The sequence below is a fragment of the Burkholderia sp. AU16482 genome (assembly GCF_002223285.1).
Classification (GTDB): domain Bacteria; phylum Pseudomonadota; class Gammaproteobacteria; order Burkholderiales; family Burkholderiaceae; genus Burkholderia; species Burkholderia semiarida.
This window is the reverse complement of sequence record NZ_NKEY01000007.1, coordinates 332197-348936: the sequence shown is the minus strand read 5'-3', so window position 1 is coordinate 348936 and position 16740 is coordinate 332197. Positions and strand designations below refer to the sequence as shown.

Sequence of the window (16740 nt, the reverse complement as noted above, 5' to 3'; positions counted from 1 at the left end):
CAAGTCTTTGTTCGGCAAGCGTTTTTCAGCGGACCCCGAACTTTGGTATTTGTTTCACATGACATCGGATCCGATGGCCCGTGGGTGTTCAGGGGTCGGGGTATCTGTGGAAAACTCGTCAACCGATGTCTTGAGAGTATTAGAAGTAAACACCCTTGAACCCTTAGTTAAAAACGTTAACGCCACGGCACAGCCTTGTGGCACAAGGCTTTCCGGCCGACAAGGTGAAGTTTTACGGGAGCCAAGGTGATCTTCTGCGGGAGCTGACGTGATGGGGTTCGGGGAGCTGCGTGAGCCGTTGCAGGAAGGGTCGTGAGCGGATTCGGGATCACAGTAAAACACGAGTTTTCCCAAAGGTGAGGGTTTTCGGGGTCATACAGCCATGGAACCCGCACTGCGCCTGACCGCACAGTTTTCTGCCTGTGCAGACATAGGTGAGAATTTGCGGGACCTGTTTCGCGCCCCGATTTTGCCCATTTTTTGGGCAGATTGGATGAAAGGTGAGATTTCACGGGACCTCGCGGGAATTTGCTGTGAGGATTTCCGGGAAGCGGACGCCATTTTGCACAGCAAAAGTGCTCTCCGGTGCCTGTGATGCCCCAAAGGTGAGGTTTTTCGGGAGGGAAATCCGGGTCTTCCTGCCCCTTTGCGCGCAAGGTGAGCTTTTTCGGGGCATGGATCACAGGCTGTGGCCTGGCTGAAAGGTGAGATTTTCCGGGAGAGATATCTGCTCGAAAAATGGGCAAAGGTGAGGCTTTTCAGGACCAGGGACCGGTCGAATTCGCCGAAAAGCCCGCCAGGACTGGAAGAAATCTCGTTTTTGCTGTGCCACTTTTTGGCACAGGTGAGATTTTTCGGGGGCGGGCCTACGGTCGTCGTATGAAGGATTCCAGCCGAAAGGTGAGGCTTTCCGGGAGATCGCGACGATGCACAGCCAAATGCCTTCTGTGCATAAGTATCGGAAGAAATTGAAGTTTTTGATACCGGGCCGGTTACGGTGAGGTTTTTCGGGAGCCATTTCCGTGCCCGCCGCAGTGCCGCATTTGATTGGTAAGGTGAGCGTTTTCGGGAGTCGTTGGCGCTCGGTCCCGCGTCCGTCGGGCATTTATCGGTATCCGGACGAATCGACCTGCTGTGCTCGAGGTGAGTATTTTCGGGACCCGATACGATTTGCGCGCTGTACAATGCGCGCCCGGGCCAGCCAATCACGCGTTGTTCGGGCCGCGCGTGCCGGTTTCCGCGGTGCTTTCCCCTATGTCGGAGCCGAATCGACTTCCTTGCGAGCCGTGCCTGTACATGCATACAGGCCGGTGTGCTTCAGTCGCGGACGGGCGGTGAGGTGCAGTCGCAAGCCTGTGTCGAACTCACGGCTGCGCAGTCGCAAAATTACGACAAATCGAAAGGTGAGCCGATACGGGAGCCAATTCCGCACGTGTCGCGCACAGGGGAAATTCTGTGAATCGGCGCATGCCGCGGCACGTCTGGAAGAGTCCGGAACGCCGCCCTGGCCGACCGGTGAGCGTTTTCGGGAGGGGTTCGGGTGAGTGCCGTTTTGCCGGCGCGCTTCACCGGCTATGGTGAGCATGTCGTTCTGGACGCACATCACCGCAGGCGCTATCCTTCCGGGAAACTTCTCCTCCGACCCGACGTATGGCCACGACGAAGCGCGCCAAGAAAACCGATGTGGATGTGGTGAGTGCCAGTTCAGCCGAATTGCGAAAGGCCGTCGAGGCGATCGCCATTCAGCCGAAGAGCGGCAAGATCACGCTCCTCACTCGCAAGCTGTTCAATGTCCTGCTGGCCGTCGCGCAGCAGGCCGACGATTCGGGCGATACGTATCGCGCGCTGCTGTCGGACATCGTTGCCAACTCCGCTTTCGATTCGAACGACACCGCGTTGGTGAAGGAACACCTGCGTCGCATGGTGTCGGTGCAGGTCGAATGGAGCACGGGGACGTCGAGCCAGAAGCCGGGCCGCAAGTGGGGGATCTCCACGCTGATTGCCGATGCGGAAATTCTCGAGGATCCGACCACCCGCCGCGTATGGGTCGAATTCTCGTTCGCGCCGAAGATCAAGAAGAAGCTGCTCGACCCGGTCCAGTATGCGCGCCTGAGCCTGCAGTTCCAGAGCCAGCTACGCAGCAGCGCGGGGCTCGCGCTGTACGAGATCTGCGTGCGCTACCTGACGAACCCGAGCCATTTGACGATGCGCGAGCCGTGGGAATGGTGGCGGCCGATTCTGTCGGGCACGCCCGACACGGAAGCCGGCGACGAAGCGAAGCGCGAGTACAAGTACTTCAAGCGCGACTACCTGCGTCCCGCGATCGCGGAAGTCAATGCGGTCACCAACATCTTCGTCGAACTGATCGAGCACCGCGAAGGGCGTCGGGTGGCCGAGATCCAGTTTCGCGTGACCGAACGCAAGCAGCCGATGCTCGCGCTCGACGAACACCCGAACGTGTTCGACAGCACGCTGGTCGACCGGATGGTGAAACTCGGGATCCCGCTGAAGGAAGCACAAACACTCTATGCGGACAGCGAGGAAAATCGGATTCGCGCCGCATTGCAGATGACCGAGCAGCGGATGCGCAGCACGACGCTGCCGCCGGTGCGCAGCGCGCCGGCGCTGTTCAAGGACGCGCTGAAGAAGGGTTATGCGCCGCCGGTCGAGTCGGTCGACGCGCTGCCTGCCGGCACGCCGTCCGCGAAGGCTGCGGCTGCGCAGCCGGACGATCTGAAGGCTCGCCTGCTGAGCGAGTTCGCGGCGTTCCGCCGCAAGGAAGCGAAGGTGCTGTACGAGGAGCAGGGCGACGCGGAGCGCGAAGTGGCGCGTGAGTCGTTCGAATCCGAGGCATTGCCGACGATGGGCTCGCATCTGCGCGACGACTGGCGCAAGCGCGGCCTCGATTCCAAGCTGGCCGAGACGGCCTTTTTCGACTGGCTGGCCCAGAAGACCTGGGGCGAGCCGACGGACGGCGATCTGCTGTCGTTCACGCTGAACCAGTCGCGGGCCGCTTGAGGCCTGCTCAGGCCCGCTGACGGGCCGCCGCCGGTCCCATCCATTGGTCGGGCGGGACCGGCGCCCTTGTCAGGCTCTGCCGGCCGCTTCCATTACTCCGACAACAGCATCCGCTCGAGTTGCTCGAGGATCGCGTCGCGCTTGTCCTTCGGCAGGCCGCGCAGGCGCAGTTCGATGCGGTCTTCGCCATACGATTTCAGATCGCCGACCGACTTGCCGCCGAGCTTGATCTCGAGACGCTGCGCGTAGCGCTGACGGCCCGCGGCCTTCGGCGTCTCCTGCGCCGCGACGCGGCCCTTGACGATGTCCGACACCTGGCGCGTGCTGAGGTCGTCCGACACGATCTTGTTGATCAGCCGCAGCGTCGCCTCGGTGCCGCGCGCGTTGTGATAGCGGCCGACCTGATACGCCATGTTCGATCCGAAGCGATCGGGGCGCGCGACCATTTCCTGCATGATCGCTTCCGGCAATTTGCCGATCGACAGCGCGACGGCCACCGTCGACTCGTCGAGGCCGAGATGCTCGGCGAGTTCTTTCTGGCTCTGGAAATGCTTGTCGTCGAGGAAGCGGCGCCACACGACGGCATTGTCGAACACCGTCTGCGAATCGCGCTGAACGTTGAGGTCATAGCCGAGCTTGTAGCTCTGGATGCCGATCGGCACGTCGATCACGATCGCCTTGACCGACTCCTTGTTCGCTTCCTTCAGCGCCCGCACGCGACGGCCACCATCGCTGACGAAATACGTGCCCGGGTTGTCGTAATCCGGAATCACGTGGATCGCTTGCTGCTGCCCTTGCTTCGCAAGGTTCACCGCGAGTTCGGCAATCGACGATTTCAGATAGAAGTGCCGCGGGTTGAACGGGCTATGTTTGATCGCCTTCAACGGCAACTCGATCACCTGCCCCGGGGCATAGCGATTCTCGAGACGCCACGCGCGATATTGCTGCGATTCGTCGATCGACGGGTCGATCGTGAATTCCGGAGCAGGCGGCGGTGCGATGTCCTTCTTCGTGGATTTGGTCGACGCCGGGGGCGGCGTCTCGGACTTGACGATGCCGTCGATCGCATTGAGCCGATCGAGCGCCGTGCGCTTCTCGCTCGTCGTGATATCCGGGCGCGCTTGGAATCCTTTGGCAAATTGGGAGGGTTTCATGTGACTCCTTTGTGCGCATAAAGTCAGGGCAGCATGGCGACGATTTCGTCGGCACATGCGCGAATTTCGGAGGCGGCCAGCTTGCCGCCACGATCGTTCATTTGCAGCACGGTCTGACCGAGCGCCATCGCCTGCTTGTACGCTTCCCGAGTCGGGATCTGCGTCTTCAGCAACGGAAAGCCGAGTTCCTCGAGCGCACGCTTGAGCTCGCGGGTCAGCATGCGTTTCTCTTCGGTCTTGTTCAGCAGGAAGACCGCGCGGAGGTCTTCGTTCATCACCTGCGCCTGCTGAATCAGTTTGACCAGCCCGACGCTCGACCAGTAATCGGCCGGCGACGACGATGTCGGGATCACGGCAATCGATGCGGCCAGCAGGACGACACCCGAGACTTTCTCGGTGATCGACGGCGGGCAGTCCACGACGATGATGTCGTAATCGTTGATGAACTTCTTGATCTCGCGATGGATCTGGCCGTCGGCTTCGGCAAGATTGACGACCGGAAACGGGATGCCGTTTTCGCTGTCGCCGGATGCGCTCGACCAGTGAACCAGCGTGTTTTGACGGTCAGCATCGATGACGAGGACGCGCTTCCCTTTTTCATGGAACGCGGCGCCGAGATGCATGGCAATCGTGCTTTTGCCGACGCCACCTTTTTGTTGAGTGACTGCAATGATTTCCGCGGCCAATTTTCACTCCTGTTTTGGTCGTTGGAATTCTACAGGACGATATTTGAATTTCAATGAAATTGTCGGTCGACAACGACGCATTGGCCATTCGGACGATCGGTTTATGCGCATAAACGAAGTGGCGAAGATGGCGAGCTCGTTGGGGCGGTGTGTTGGAGGTGGCGAAGCTGAGATAGAGGGGGGATGGGCTGCGTGGGTGGGGTCTTCACGCGCTACATCGTCGGGCACCTGTTCGTCACTGGGATATCGCGGGTGCTCTGCCCTTTCCGGGGCGGATAGGGCTGTCGGCGAGCCGGGGAGTTTGTGCGCATAAACTCCGCAGCGGACGAAGCGATGACTCGGCGAGGAGCGTGCCAGGCATCTGCGAGCGACCTGAGCGATCTGCGAGTTTCGAGGCGAATGCGCGACCCTGAGTCGCCTCCGTGAACGGGCATGCCTCAGGGTGACATTCTGTCGGCCCCGCAGCGTTTATGCGCATAAACCCGACGCAACGATGACCCGCGATGAAGGGCCGCAGCCGGCACCTCGCCCGAATCAGGCGACCCATGATGTCGCGTCGGGACGGTCTGTCGCTTGCAGCGATCGCCCGGTGCCGTCTCGTGTCGGCATCGCCCACGGCCCGAGTCAAGCCGTGCGTCGCCCGACAATCGCCGGCCTTATGCGCATAAACCTGCCCGAGGCAGGCGGCCGATGATGTCGTGCTGGGGTGGCCTATTGATACAGCTATCTCCCTTTGCCGTCTTGTGTCGCATACGTCCACGCCCGGAGTCGCGCGTCGCCTCGGCCGAAAATCGCGGGCTTTATGCGCATAAACCACTCGACGCGCCGCGCAATCCCGCACCCCTTCCACCATCGGACAGCCTCTGCGACCATTGCTAGGCTAATCGCAGTCCGGGATCCCGCGAACCAGGTGTTCTAGCTTTATGCGCATAAACAACGGCTCTTTGAAGCGTTTTCGAACACCGGAGACACGCTCTTCCATCACAGCGCGTCGCTAAACCAAACCGTCTCAGCCACTTGTCGAAAGGAACGCCACCCCGGTCTCGGCTGAACCACGCCAGCAAGCCGCTCAATGCAGAGTGGCTACAATACAGGGCTCCCCCACCCAGGCTTGAATGATGATCACGATCTACCACAACCCCCGATGCTCGAAGTCCCGCGAGACGCTTGCGTTGGTCGAGTCGCTGAATACCGCCGGCACGCCGTTGACCGTCGTCGAGTACCTGAAGACGCCGCCGACAGTCGAGGAACTGGAAACGCTGCATCAGCAGCTCGGCCGGCCGGTCCGCGACATGCTGCGCGACGGCGAGGAGCCGTACAAGACGCTGAATCTTGCCCGCGCGGATCTGACCGACGCCGAAGCCTACGCGGCGATCGTCGCTCATCCGATCCTGCTGCAGCGCCCCATCGTCGTGTATCGCGGCAAGGCGGCTATCGGTCGACCGCCCGAGTCCGTGAAGGCGTTGTTCGAATAATTCTTGTCCGGCGTATTTTTCTTATTGCATCGATGCGGCCCAGCCCGGCCCGGCACGCGCAACGGCATCCAGGCCGATGCAACGTCCAGGCCGCCCGCTAGCCGTCACCGGAACGATACGCCGACGTCGCGGCGCTTCGGGCGTGAACACGCCCTAACCGCCACCGGCCGGCCCGTCATCATCATCCGGCTCCCGCCCCGCCGCCGCTTTCGCGGCGGTCCGCAACAGCGCGATCTGCCCGCGATAGGCGCGGCATCCGCTGCAGGTCGGCAGATGCACACGCACCCGCAGGCGCTCGTGCAGTGTCAGAGGCCGGTCGAGCGCATCCGACAGCAGTCGTGTCACGTCAGTACATTTCCCCGGCAGCATCTTCGGTCGTCAGTCCTTTTTCGCTCAGGCAGGTTCGCAGGCGCGTGCGTGCCCGGTACAGCAGCACGCTGCAATGATTCGTCGTCAGCGTCAATTCGCTGCAGATGTCCGGAATCTCGACGTCGAGAAATTCGCGCATCATGAACACGCGTCCGATCTGCTCCGGCAGATGGTCGAGGCACACCTGGAACAGCATCCAGAACTGCTGTTGCTGCAACAGCGTCTCGGGTTTCGGCCACGGTCGCGGTTTCGCATGCGCGGCCCAGTGCCCGTTGTCCTTGAACAGTTCGCGATCGAGCACGGATTCGCCGTCGAGCTCCGCATCGAGCGCGGTCAGGCTCACCATCCGCTGCCGCGCGCGCAGCACGTCGATCAGCTTGTTGCGCAGGATGGCGAACACCCACGTCTTGTGGGCCGATAGCCCCGCGAACTCGCCGGCATGCGACCACGCGGCGGCCAGCGCCTCCTGCACGGCGTCTTCGGCCGCGTCGGCATCGCGAAGCTGGAGTCGTGCGAAGCGCAGCAGATCGTGGCGCAGTTGTGCGAGATAGGTGGGGTCGTCGTATGCGGACGGCATGTGTGGGTTGTCGTGTTTCGAAGCGATCGCGCATGCGTCACGGAACGGGCGCATCGCTGTGCGAGCAGCTTACTGGTTGCGGTGCCGGCCTGCAACGCCATGTTCGGTCGCGATTTCATGAAGCCGGCCGCCGCGCTGCGCTATGCTTGCCGAACCTCTCGGCTCGCATGTCGAAGACGCCGCGCGGCGGGAAAACTGTAACGTCGGAACATAACGGTCGAGTTATCCACAATTTCTGTGGAAAACCTTGTGGAAAGTCGGCCGGACGGCCCCGTCGGACGGCTCGCGGGCTGGCTTGCCTATAAACAGACCTTTGTCGCCCATTCGGAAGCAATCGCTCCGATTCCTCACTTACCGGAAGGAGAATGCCATGTCCTATCGAATTGCGGTCGTCGTCGGCAGCCTGCGCAGCGCTTCGACGAACCGTGCGCTCGCGCACGCCGTGATCTCGCTCGCCCCCGCCGATTTTTCGTTCGAGTTCGTCGAGATCGGCGAGCTGCCGCTGTACAGCCAGGACTACGACGCGAATTTCCCGGAAGTCGCGAAGCGCTTCAAGCAGTCGATCGAAGCCGCCGACGCGTTGCTGTTCGTCACGCCCGAGTACAACCGGTCGATTCCGGGCGTGCTGAAGAATGCGCTCGACTGGGGCTCGCGCCCGTGGGGTTCCAATTCGTGGTCGGGCAAGCCGGGCGCGGTGCTCGGCACGTCGCCGGGCGCGACGGGCACCGCACTCGCGCAGCAGCACCTGCGCAACGTGCTCGCGTACCTCGACGTGAAGACGCTCGGTCAGCCCGAGATGTTCATCAAGCACGACCCGGCGCGCATCGACGACCAGGGGCAGATCGTCAGCGAGGACACGCGCAAGTTCCTGCAGGGCTTCGTCGATCGCTACGCGGGCTGGGTGCGCCTGCTGAAATCGGCGTGACGTCGTTGGCCTGATCGCCGCCGCGCCGGTTCACGCAGTCGCGCCGGCGCCGGCCCGCACGTGGCCGGTCACGCGCCGGCGTGTCGTGCGTCGCGCGCTTCGCGGATGCCCAGCAGGATCTCGTCGAGCAGCGCGATATCGAACGGCTTCGACAGCACGCGGACGTTGACGGTGCGCGTGCGGTCGAGCTCCTCCGCATAGCCCGTGACGAGAATCACCGGCAGCTTCCCCGGTCGCTTCTCGACCGCTTCGGCCAGATCGATGCCGTTCATGCGGCCCGGCATGTGGATGTCCGAAATCACGAGGTCGAACGCGTCGTTCGCCGCGGCGCCCTCGATCAGGCGCAACGCGTCGTCGGCGGTGGGCGCATAGGTCACGCGATGACCGAGCAGCGACAGCAGCGCTTCGGTGCCGGCCGCGACTTCGCCGTTGTCCTCGACGAGCAGCACGTGCAGGCCGGCGAGCGTGCCGTTCCCCGCATCGTGCGCGCCGGCCGCCGGCCGTGCGACGACGTCCTCGGCGCGCGCGCGCGGCAGGTACAGACGCACCGACGTACCCGCGCCGACCGCGCTGTCGATCGTCGCGAGGCCGCCCGAGCGTTCGCAGAACGCGAATACCTGCGGCAGGCCGAGCCCCGTCCCCATTCCCTGCGCCTTCGTCGTGAACAGCGGTTCGAATGCGCGGGCGAGCACGTCGGGCGCCATGCCCGAACCCGTGTCGTCGAGCGAGATCTGCACGAACTCGCCCGTCAGCGGGAAGCCGTCCTCGCGGCGCAGCGTGACGTTGCGCGCACCGACCGTGAAGCGTCCGCCGGTCGCCATCGCATCGCGCGCATTGACCGCGAGGTTGATCACCGCGAGCTCGAGCTCCGCGACGTCGACGCGAATCGGCCAGACGCCCGGCTCGATCGCGACGACCAGCGACGACTTCGACCCCAGCGACGTCTTCAGCAGTTCGCGGCACGTGCCGAGCCATTGCCCGATGTCGATCGTCTCGTTGTGCAGCGGCTGCTTGCGCGCGACGCCGAGCAGTTGGCGCGTGAGCGACTGCCCGTTCTTCAGCGCGCGTTCGATCGCGCCGAGCTCCTTGTCGAGATGCTGGACGCCGCGCCGCCGCGCGATCTGCACGTTGCTGGAGATGATCATCAGCAGGTTGTTGAAGTCGTGCGCGACGCTGCCGACGAGATTGCCGAGCGCCTGCATCTTGCGCGACTGCCGGTACGCCGATTCGATCGAGCGCCGCATCGACGCTTCGGCCTGCCAGCGGTCCCACGCCTCCTCTTCCGCCTTCAGCCGCTTGAGCGACAGCCAGATCACGGACCACAGCGCGACCGACGGCGCGAACATCGAGATGAACAGCACGCTCAGGTGTTCGTACCATTCATGCCAGATCGCCGACGTGCGGTATGCGCAGGTCACGAAGACCGGGTAGCTGCCGACCTGGCGATACGCGACAATCTCGCTGCTCGCGCCGTCGTGGCGCACGCGCACGACGCCCGCGCGCGGATCGTTGTGCGCATTGCCGAACGTGACCGAGCGATCGGTGTGCGCGAGCGACGGCGGCGGCGGATACGACGCGATCACCGCGCCGTCCGAGCGCGCGAGCGCCATCGTCATCGGCGTGCTCGCGCCGCCGAGCAGGTCGCGGTAGAACGCGTTGAAATACGACGACTTCAGTGCGATCGACACCATGCCGGCGAACGAACCGTCGCTATGGCGTCGCGCGACGCCCGTGTTGAATACGGGAATGTTCTCGAGCTTGAGCGGCCCCATCATCAGCCGCGAGATGTGTTCGATGACCTTGCCGTCGCGGATGCCGGCGAAGTCGTCGCGGTTCGCGATCGACGCGTACGGCGCCGGATAGTACAGGCTGTTGGCGAGCAGCATTCCGCTCGCGCCGAAGATCGACACGGCGGCCACCTGCGGATAGCCGCCGCCGATGGTGTTCAGCGCTTCGTGGATGTCCGATTCCCTGCTGCGCACGGCTGCGTCGTCCATGTCCTGCACGAGATCGACGATGCGCGCATCGAGCGTTTCGCTCAGGTCGAACACCTTGAGCGCATGCTCCTCGGCGACGCGCACGGTGCGCATCGTGACGTCGCTCGCCGCGGCCTCGCGCGCCTTCAGGTCGTTGTACGCCATCACCGCCACGTAGATGCACGGCAGCACGATCGCCGCGACGAGCAGCACGATCAGCGTCACGCGGCGTACCGCGAAATCGTGCTCGGGCGCGCCGGACGCGTAGCTGCCGTCGTCCTGCCAGTCATCGGCGGGAGCGGGGGCGGGAGCGCGGGAGTCGGCAGGCCGTTCGGACGTCATCGAGGAAAGCGGGTGAAGCGGAGGTGTCTGCCATCATAAACGAGTTGCGGCGGCCCGCCGCGCGGCGCCGTACGGGCGCAATCCTGTCGTATGTGACAGAGGTAAACCGTCAGATTGAAAACGCGACGAATCCGGCAGCGCAAACGTACACAAGGAAAAATTTTGCGTGCTTATCTCGAAAATGGTCGCGCCTGTTTTCGGAATGGCGCGCGATCGGATCGATTCTGTTCGAAATGGTGAATATGGCGAGTTGCATCGCCTCCGGTTTACTCCGAGAATCGCGCCTTGCTTTCCCTATGACAGATACATGCGCCCGCCGGCGATTGCCGCGCGGTGCGTCGCGCGCACCTGCGTCGCGGCGCCCCGTGCGCGGCCGCAAGGCGGTTGCCCGCGCCCGAAACGCATGGCACCTAAAGAAGTGCGCCGCGCGGTCGTTAACGCGAGAGAGACCATTCCGTATACCGCATCGCCCCATGCCTTTGCCGATTGTAATTGCCGACGATTCGCTGCTCGCTCGCAAACTGCTGACAAAGGCGCTGCCGGGGGATTGGGACGTTGACGTCGCGTATGCAGCGAATGGTCGCGAGGCCTTGGCGCTCTATCGTGACGGCAAAGCTTCCGTGATGTTTCTGGACCTGACGATGCCCGACATGAGCGGATATCAGGTCCTGGAAACACTGCGCCACGAAGATCTGAACACGTTCGTGATCGTGGTATCCGCCGATATCCAGCCGCAGGCGCAAGCACGCGTGCGTGAATTGGGCGCGATCGCATTCGTTGCCAAGCCCGTGACGTCGGAGGCATTGCTGCCCATTCTCAAGGAGTATGGGTTGTATGCCTGAATCGGTGTTCACGGCGGAGCAACGCGACGCGTTGCAGGAGATCGCCAACCTTGCAATGGGCCGCGCCGCCGCGCGGCTGGCGTTGCTGCTCGGACATTTCATCGAGCTGTCGGTGCCGCGCGTGCGCGTCGTGAAAGCGGCCGACGCGAGCGACGCGCTGCGCGAGATGACAGGCATTCACGACAACGTGACCGCCGTGCGCCAGGGCTTCCGTTCCGACATCAAGGGCGAGGCGATCGTGCTGTGCCGCACGGCGGGTGTCGCGCGGCTCATGTCGGTCGTCGACCGCACGTTCGGCGACGGCGTGTACGGCGGGATGGCGACGCCGGACGAGCTCGTGTTCGACGTCGCGAACGTGCTGATGGGCGCCTGCGTCGCGTCGATCCTCGACGAACTCGGCCGCAAGCCCGTGTTCTTTCCGCCGGGGCTGCTCGGCGCGAACGTGTCGTTCGACGACGTCTTCCAGCCGAACGAACTGGGGTGGAGCGTCGCGCTGCTGCTCGAGGTGAACTTCGGGCTCGAGGACCACACGTTCCGCGCGCATTTCGTGATGCTGATGGCCGAGGATTCGATCCGGCTGATGGGCGACGCGCTCGACGCGTTGCTGTCCGCGCTATGACGGCCGCCGCCCCTTCGCTGAGCGACCTCGTGATCGAGCGGGTCGGCTTCGGCCTGTTCGTGCTCGACCGTTCGATGACCGTCCTGATGTGGAATCGCTTCATGCAGGACCACAGCGGCATTCCCGCCGCCGACGTGATCGGCCGCAACCTGTTCGACCGCTTTCCGGATCTGCCGCGCGCATGGCTGTCGCGCAAGCTCGAGAGCGTGTTCCAGCTCGGCAGCTTCGCGTTCAGCTCGTGGGAGCAGCGGCCCTACCTGTTCCGCTTCGAGCACGACCGGCCGATCACGGGCGGCGTCGACTACATGCAGCAGGACTGCACGTTCATGCCGCTCACGCGCGGCCGCGACGTCGAGGCCGTATGCGTGACGATCTCGGACGTCACGCATGTGAGCGTGATGCAACGGGAGCGCGAGGAAGCGGTCGCGAAGCTGCGCGAACACGCGAATCTCGACGGGCTGACCGGCATCGCGAACCGGCGCTTTTTCGAGGTGCGGCTCGGTGACGAATTCGCGCGCTGGCAGCGCTACGGCGGCGACCTGTCGGTGCTGCTGTTCGACCTCGATCATTTCAAGACGATCAACGACCGCTTCGGGCATGCGGTGGGCGACGCCGTGCTGCGCGAGACGGCGCGCCGCGTCGCGTCGATCGTGCGCGCGCAGGATACGTTCGGCCGCTTCGGCGGCGAGGAATTCGCGCTGCTGCTGCCGTGCACGAATCTCGACGAGGCGATGCGGGTGGCCGACAAGGTGCGCGAGGCGATCGGCAGCGTGCCGGTCGACGCCGAGGGCGTCAGCGTGCCGGTCACGGCGAGCGTCGGCGGCGCGTGCGCGAAAGCCGGCGCGTCGACCTGCGACGTGCTCGTCAACGAGGCCGACGCCGCGCTCTATCGCGCGAAGCGGCTCGGGCGCGATCGGTCGGTCGCGTACGCCGACTGACCGCGCCCGCCCGCTCAGCTTTTCGCGATGTCGGCGAGCACGCCGGCCAGCACGGCCGGCTGCGACACGAACGGCGAGTGGCTGCTGTCGAGCTGGTGCACGTGGGTCGGGTTGCCGGGCGCGAACGCGTCGGCTTCGTCGATGAAGCGCTGCTGCAGCGCGGGCAGGATCACGCGATCGGCCAGGCACTTGACGTAGTGACGGTCGATTGCGCCCCAGCGCGCGGCAGTCGTCGGGATCGCGGTCGCGAACGGCGCGGCCGGCACGTCGCAACTCATCAGGTTCGCGACCGCATCGAAGTCCGCCTGCGGCACGTCTTCGTACAGCGCGCGCTTCATCAATTCGCGATACGCGGCATCGCCGCTGTGCGGATCGATGCGCAGCGCGCCGGCCACGCGCGGGCTCGCGAGCATCAGCGGGCCGAGCAGCTCGCCGTTGTTTTCCGGCGCGCGCACGTAGTCGAGGCCCGGTACGCCCGACGCGGGCATGAAGGCCGCCAGATAGACGATCTTCGCGATCTTCTCCGGCGCGCGTTCGGCGGCCGCCGTGATCGCGAGGCCGCCCATGCTGTGCCCGACCAGCACGACCTTGCCGCGGCCGAGCGCGTACGCGTCGTCGACGGCCTGCATCACCTGCGTCGCGTAGTCGTCGAGCGTCGTGTTCGCGACCGGCGACGGCTCGGCGCCGAACGCGTCCTTGTCGAGCGGCCGCGCGAGATACGACGCGGGAAAGCGTGCATGGATGCCGTGCGCGGGCAGGTCGCGCGCGATCGACAGGTAGCCGCGCGCGGCGAGCGCGGCCGCCACGTGGGCATAGCACCACGCGCCATGCCATGCGCCGTGCACGAGCACGAAAACGGGATGATCGGACTGAGGGGTGGCGGTGTCGTTCGTCTCCATGGTGTCCGTGTTTTTTCGAGAAAGGTGTTCATCTTAGACGAAGCCGCGCGCCGCCCGGCATGAACGCCGGGCCCGAGCCAGCGCCGGTTCGCACCGGCCGTCGCGATACAGGCCATTTGTCTCGTACAGGCCACATTTCGTCCTGATCTGATTTGAATTTGCGCCGAAGCGCGCTAATTTGTCGGTTTGCCTGCGATTGCACCCCATGAACGTCGACTACCTCTTCTATCGGAAGCCGGACAAACCTGGCCCCTATTCGCTCGACGACTTGGGCGACATCGCGCCGCCGATCGGCCCCGGTGAACTGGTGCGCGCGGGCATCGCGCGCGTGTTCGAGCAGATCGACTGGCAGGAATCGCCCGACGTGCCCGGCGCGTGGTTCGGCACGGGCGGCGCGGTGTTCCAGTTCACCGCCGAGCCCGACGGGCGCGTGACGAGCTTCATGGGCTCGCGCCTCGAGCGCCGGTCGATGCTGCAGCTCACGCGTGAAATGGGGCTCATCGCGCTCGACCTGCAGCGCGACATCGTGTACGGCTGACGCGCCGCGCGGCATCCCTTCGCGAAGGCCGGCTGCACCGCCCTCGCGGCGGTGCTCGACACCCCGCCAGACCTGGCGCGTGTCCGCCATCGACCTTCAAAGATTGCTATACTTTCGGCCAATTCCGGCTTCCGGCCGGTAATTTGTGCCTGTCTGCGTCGATCGTTCGCATATCTCGCTCGCATTCGACGCCCTGACCATCCCAGCCGGGCATGGCTTCTTCAATCGCCCCGCGTGGGTGTCTCCGTGGAGCTCGTCTTGGCCGTTTCCCATTCCGTCGTGGACGAACAAGAAACCGACGCCGCTGCCGTCACATCGGGCAGTTCTTTCTATCTGGCGATGCGCATCCTGCCGGCCGCGCAGCGCGATGCGATGTTCCAGGTCTACGCGTTTTGCCGCGCGGTCGACGATATCGCCGACAGCGACCTGCCGCGCGCTGAGCGCAACGCGGGCCTCGATCGCTGGCGCGCGGACATCGACGCATGCTTCGCCGGCCGCCCGCCGCGCCACCTGGCCGCGCTCGATCGCGAGATCCGCGCGTTCAACCTGCAGCGCGCCGATTTCCACGCGATGATCGACGGGATGGCGATGGACGCCGTGGAAGACATCTGCGCGCCCGACGAGCCGACGCTCGACCTCTTCTGCGATCGCGTGGCGAGCGCGGCCGGCCGGCTGTCGGTGAGGATTTTCGGGATGCCGGAAGCCGAAGGGATCACGCTGTCGCACCACCTCGGCCGTGCGCTGCAACTGACGAACATCCTGCGCGACATCGACGACGACGCGGCGATCAACCGCTGCTACCTGCCGCGCGAACTGCTCGCGCGCGAAGGCATCGCGATCACCGATCCGGCGACGATCGTGCGCGATCCGGCGTTGCCGCGCGTGTGTGCAACGCTCGTCGAGCGCGCGCTCGAGCACTTCCGCCAGGCCGACGCGGTGATGGACACCTGTCCGCGTGCGCAGGTGAAGGCGCCGCGCATCATGTCGGGCGCGTATCGCTGCATTCTCGACGCCGCGATCGCACGCGGCTTTGCCGCGCCGCGCGCACCGCTGCGCAAGCCGAAGGCGCGCATGCTGATGATCGCCGCGCGCTACGCGCTGTTCTGAGTCGACCGACGCGATGCCCAGAACCGTCCACGTGATCGGCGCAGGACTCGCGGGCCTGTCGGCCGCGGTCGAGCTGCAACGTCGCGGGCGGCGCATCGTGCTGCACGACGCGCACGCGCACGCGGGCGGCCGCTGCCGCTCGTGGTTCGACGGGACGCTGAACACGACGCTCGACAGCGGGTTGCACACGGTTTTTGCGGGGCAGCCGGCGACGCAGCGCTACCTGCGCGCGATCGGCGCGGCCGATCAGCTCGCGGGGCCCGCGCTGGCGGAATTCCCGGTCATGGACATCGCGTCGCAGCAGCGCTGGACGCTACGCTTCGGCAACGGCCGTTGGCCGTCGTGGCTGTTCGATGCCGCGTCGCGCGCGCCGGGCACGACGCCGCTCGACTACCTCGCGCTGGCTCCGCTCGCGTTCGCCCGCACGGGCCGCTCGCTTGCGCAGACGATGCGATGCGACGGCGTGCTGTGGGATCGCTGGCTGCGACCGTTTTTCCTCGGGGTGCTGAATATCGAGCCGCGCCACGCGAGCGCCGAGCTCGCGCGCGCCGCGCTGTGCGGCACGTTCGCCGCGGGCGGCCCCGGCTGCCGTCCGCTCGTCGCGCGCCGCGGGCTCGGCAGCGCGTTCGTCGAACCGGCGCTGCGGATGCTGCAGTACGGCGGCGCGCAGATCCGCCTGAATTCGCGGCTCGATGCGTTCGAATTCGGCGCGCACGGCAATGCGGTCGACGCGGTGTCGGTCGGCGGCGAGCGCATCGATCTCGCGCCGGGCGACGCGGTCGTGCTGGCCGTGCCGCCCGAGGTCGCGCGGCCGCTCGTGCCCGAACTCACCGCGCCCGACACGTTCAGCGCGGTCGTGACCGCGTATTTCGCGGTCGAATCGTCGGCCGGCAATCCGTTGCAGACGACCGTCGTCAACGGCGTCGTCGACGCGGTGCGTACCGGCGACGGCCAGCTCGTGGCGACGATCCGCGATGCGGGGCGCTGGCTCGACATGCCGCGCGACACGCTCGCGCGGCGCATCTGGGAAGACGTCGCGCGCGTGACCGGCGCGAACCCGCAAGCCATTCCCGCGTGGCAGCTCGTCGTCGAGCCGCGCGCGGGCTTTGCGGCGGTGCCGTCGCAGGAAATGAAACGTCCGGCCGTGCGTACGCGCTGGACCAATCTTGTACTCGCGGGCGACTGGATTGCCACCGGCTTGCCCGCCACGATCGAGGGCGCGATCCGTTCCGGCCAGCTGGCCGCGGACGTGCTCCAGACGCAATAAACAGAGGG

At 65.1% G+C, this 16740-nt stretch carries 15 protein-coding genes; 9 read left to right on the top strand and 6 right to left on the bottom strand.

Annotated elements, in window-relative coordinates; genetic code table 11:
• Window positions 1-1650: 1650 nt before the first annotated feature.
• Entirely contained in the window at window positions 1651-3018 is a 1368-nt protein-coding gene (locus CFB35_RS28505; protein WP_059581471.1) for a replication initiation protein, read from the top strand.
• A 92-nt stretch (window positions 3019-3110) separates the two neighbouring features.
• On the opposite strand, the gene CFB35_RS28500 is transcribed toward CFB35_RS28505, so the two are convergent.
• Window positions 3111-4172, bottom strand: a complete 1062-nt coding sequence (locus CFB35_RS28500; protein WP_060317669.1) for a ParB/RepB/Spo0J family partition protein — start codon at window positions 4170-4172, stop codon at window positions 3111-3113.
• Between the two features lie 23 nt (window positions 4173-4195).
• The gene (parA, locus tag CFB35_RS28495; RefSeq protein ID WP_059581476.1) at window positions 4196-4858 is read right to left on the bottom strand and encodes a ParA family partition ATPase; all 663 of its coding nucleotides are present in this window, start codon (window positions 4856-4858) and stop codon (window positions 4196-4198) included.
• 1118 nt (window positions 4859-5976) lie between these two features.
• Here parA and arsC point away from each other — a divergent pair.
• On the top strand, window positions 5977-6333 hold the full coding sequence (gene arsC, locus CFB35_RS28490; RefSeq protein ID WP_059644600.1) for an arsenate reductase (glutaredoxin): 357 nt from the start codon (window positions 5977-5979) through the stop codon (window positions 6331-6333).
• Between the two features lie 153 nt (window positions 6334-6486).
• Here the strand turns inward: arsC and CFB35_RS28485 are convergent, their stop codons facing one another.
• Entirely contained in the window at window positions 6487-6702 is a 216-nt protein-coding gene (locus CFB35_RS28485; protein WP_089465883.1) for a zf-HC2 domain-containing protein, read from the bottom strand.
• Window positions 6680-7279, bottom strand: coding sequence for an RNA polymerase factor sigma-70 (locus CFB35_RS28480; protein ID WP_089465882.1), 600 nt, complete (start codon window positions 7277-7279; stop codon window positions 6680-6682). Before CFB35_RS28480 ends, CFB35_RS28485 begins: the two co-directional genes overlap by 23 nt.
• Window positions 7280-7649: 370 nt before the next feature.
• Here CFB35_RS28480 and CFB35_RS28475 point away from each other — a divergent pair, with 370 nt between their 5' ends.
• Window positions 7650-8204: an NADPH-dependent FMN reductase gene (locus tag CFB35_RS28475; RefSeq protein WP_059581481.1), complete on the top strand. Its 555-nt coding sequence runs from the start codon at window positions 7650-7652 to the stop codon at window positions 8202-8204.
• Window positions 8205-8272: 68 nt separating this feature from the next.
• Here the strand turns inward: CFB35_RS28475 and CFB35_RS28470 are convergent, their stop codons facing one another.
• Window positions 8273-10522 carry a hybrid sensor histidine kinase/response regulator gene (locus CFB35_RS28470; RefSeq protein WP_059581483.1) on the bottom strand — a complete coding sequence of 750 codons (2250 nt, stop codon included), beginning with the start codon at window positions 10520-10522 and terminating at the stop codon, window positions 8273-8275.
• A 473-nt stretch (window positions 10523-10995) separates the two neighbouring features.
• On the opposite strand from CFB35_RS28470, the gene CFB35_RS28465 reads away from it, so the two are divergent.
• From CFB35_RS28465 to CFB35_RS28455, 3 genes are read left to right on the top strand one after another with little or no spacing between them, the layout of a single operon-like run.
• Entirely contained in the window at window positions 10996-11364 is a 369-nt protein-coding gene (locus tag CFB35_RS28465; protein ID WP_011548759.1) for a response regulator, read from the top strand.
• Window positions 11357-11983 carry a chemotaxis protein CheC gene (locus tag CFB35_RS28460; protein ID WP_059581485.1) on the top strand — a complete coding sequence of 209 codons (627 nt, stop codon included), beginning with the start codon at window positions 11357-11359 and terminating at the stop codon, window positions 11981-11983. Before CFB35_RS28465 ends, CFB35_RS28460 begins: the two co-directional genes overlap by 8 nt.
• Entirely contained in the window at window positions 11980-12921 is a 942-nt protein-coding gene (locus CFB35_RS28455; protein WP_059581488.1) for a GGDEF domain-containing protein, read from the top strand. Before CFB35_RS28460 ends, CFB35_RS28455 begins: the two co-directional genes overlap by 4 nt.
• A gap of 14 nt (window positions 12922-12935) precedes the next feature.
• On the opposite strand, the gene CFB35_RS28450 is transcribed toward CFB35_RS28455, so the two are convergent.
• Window positions 12936-13820, bottom strand: a complete 885-nt coding sequence (locus CFB35_RS28450) for an alpha/beta fold hydrolase (RefSeq protein ID WP_059581492.1) — start codon at window positions 13818-13820, stop codon at window positions 12936-12938.
• 205 nt (window positions 13821-14025) lie between these two features.
• Between CFB35_RS28450 and CFB35_RS28445 the strand changes: the two genes are divergently transcribed.
• The 3 genes from CFB35_RS28445 (at window position 14026) to hpnE (ending at window position 16732) form a co-directional block, all read left to right on the top strand.
• Entirely contained in the window at window positions 14026-14358 is a 333-nt protein-coding gene (locus CFB35_RS28445; RefSeq protein ID WP_059581495.1) for a hypothetical protein, read from the top strand.
• 258 nt (window positions 14359-14616) lie between these two features.
• Window positions 14617-15465, top strand: a complete 849-nt coding sequence (hpnD, locus tag CFB35_RS28435) for a presqualene diphosphate synthase HpnD (RefSeq protein ID WP_059581498.1) — start codon at window positions 14617-14619, stop codon at window positions 15463-15465.
• A 13-nt stretch (window positions 15466-15478) separates the two neighbouring features.
• The gene (hpnE, locus tag CFB35_RS28430) at window positions 15479-16732 is read left to right on the top strand and encodes a hydroxysqualene dehydroxylase HpnE (RefSeq protein ID WP_089465881.1); all 1254 of its coding nucleotides are present in this window, start codon (window positions 15479-15481) and stop codon (window positions 16730-16732) included.
• Window positions 16733-16740 lie beyond the last annotated feature (8 nt).

What these genes read in the sequence shown, in the direction of transcription:
- CFB35_RS28470 (WP_059581483.1), bottom strand. Translation starts at nt 10,522, where the DNA reads ATGACGTCCGAACGGCCTGCCGACTCCCGCGCTCCCGCCCCCGCTCCC.
- CFB35_RS28455 (WP_059581488.1), top strand. Translation starts at nt 11,980, where the DNA reads ATGACGGCCGCCGCCCCTTCGCTGAGCGACCTCGTGATCGAGCGGGTC.
- CFB35_RS28485 (WP_089465883.1), bottom strand. Translation starts at nt 6,702, where the DNA reads ATGCTGCCGGGGAAATGTACTGACGTGACACGACTGCTGTCGGATGCG.
- hpnE (WP_089465881.1), top strand. Translation starts at nt 15,479, where the DNA reads ATGCCCAGAACCGTCCACGTGATCGGCGCAGGACTCGCGGGCCTGTCG.
- CFB35_RS28460 (WP_059581485.1), top strand. Translation starts at nt 11,357, where the DNA reads ATGCCTGAATCGGTGTTCACGGCGGAGCAACGCGACGCGTTGCAGGAG.
- CFB35_RS28500 (WP_060317669.1), bottom strand. Translation starts at nt 4,172, where the DNA reads ATGAAACCCTCCCAATTTGCCAAAGGATTCCAAGCGCGCCCGGATATC.
- arsC (WP_059644600.1), top strand. Translation starts at nt 5,977, where the DNA reads ATGATCACGATCTACCACAACCCCCGATGCTCGAAGTCCCGCGAGACG.
- CFB35_RS28445 (WP_059581495.1), top strand. Translation starts at nt 14,026, where the DNA reads ATGAACGTCGACTACCTCTTCTATCGGAAGCCGGACAAACCTGGCCCC.
- CFB35_RS28475 (WP_059581481.1), top strand. Translation starts at nt 7,650, where the DNA reads ATGTCCTATCGAATTGCGGTCGTCGTCGGCAGCCTGCGCAGCGCTTCG.
- CFB35_RS28505 (WP_059581471.1), top strand. Translation starts at nt 1,651, where the DNA reads ATGGCCACGACGAAGCGCGCCAAGAAAACCGATGTGGATGTGGTGAGT.
- CFB35_RS28450 (WP_059581492.1), bottom strand. Translation starts at nt 13,820, where the DNA reads ATGGAGACGAACGACACCGCCACCCCTCAGTCCGATCATCCCGTTTTC.
- CFB35_RS28465 (WP_011548759.1), top strand. Translation starts at nt 10,996, where the DNA reads ATGCCTTTGCCGATTGTAATTGCCGACGATTCGCTGCTCGCTCGCAAA.
- CFB35_RS28480 (WP_089465882.1), bottom strand. Translation starts at nt 7,279, where the DNA reads ATGCCGTCCGCATACGACGACCCCACCTATCTCGCACAACTGCGCCAC.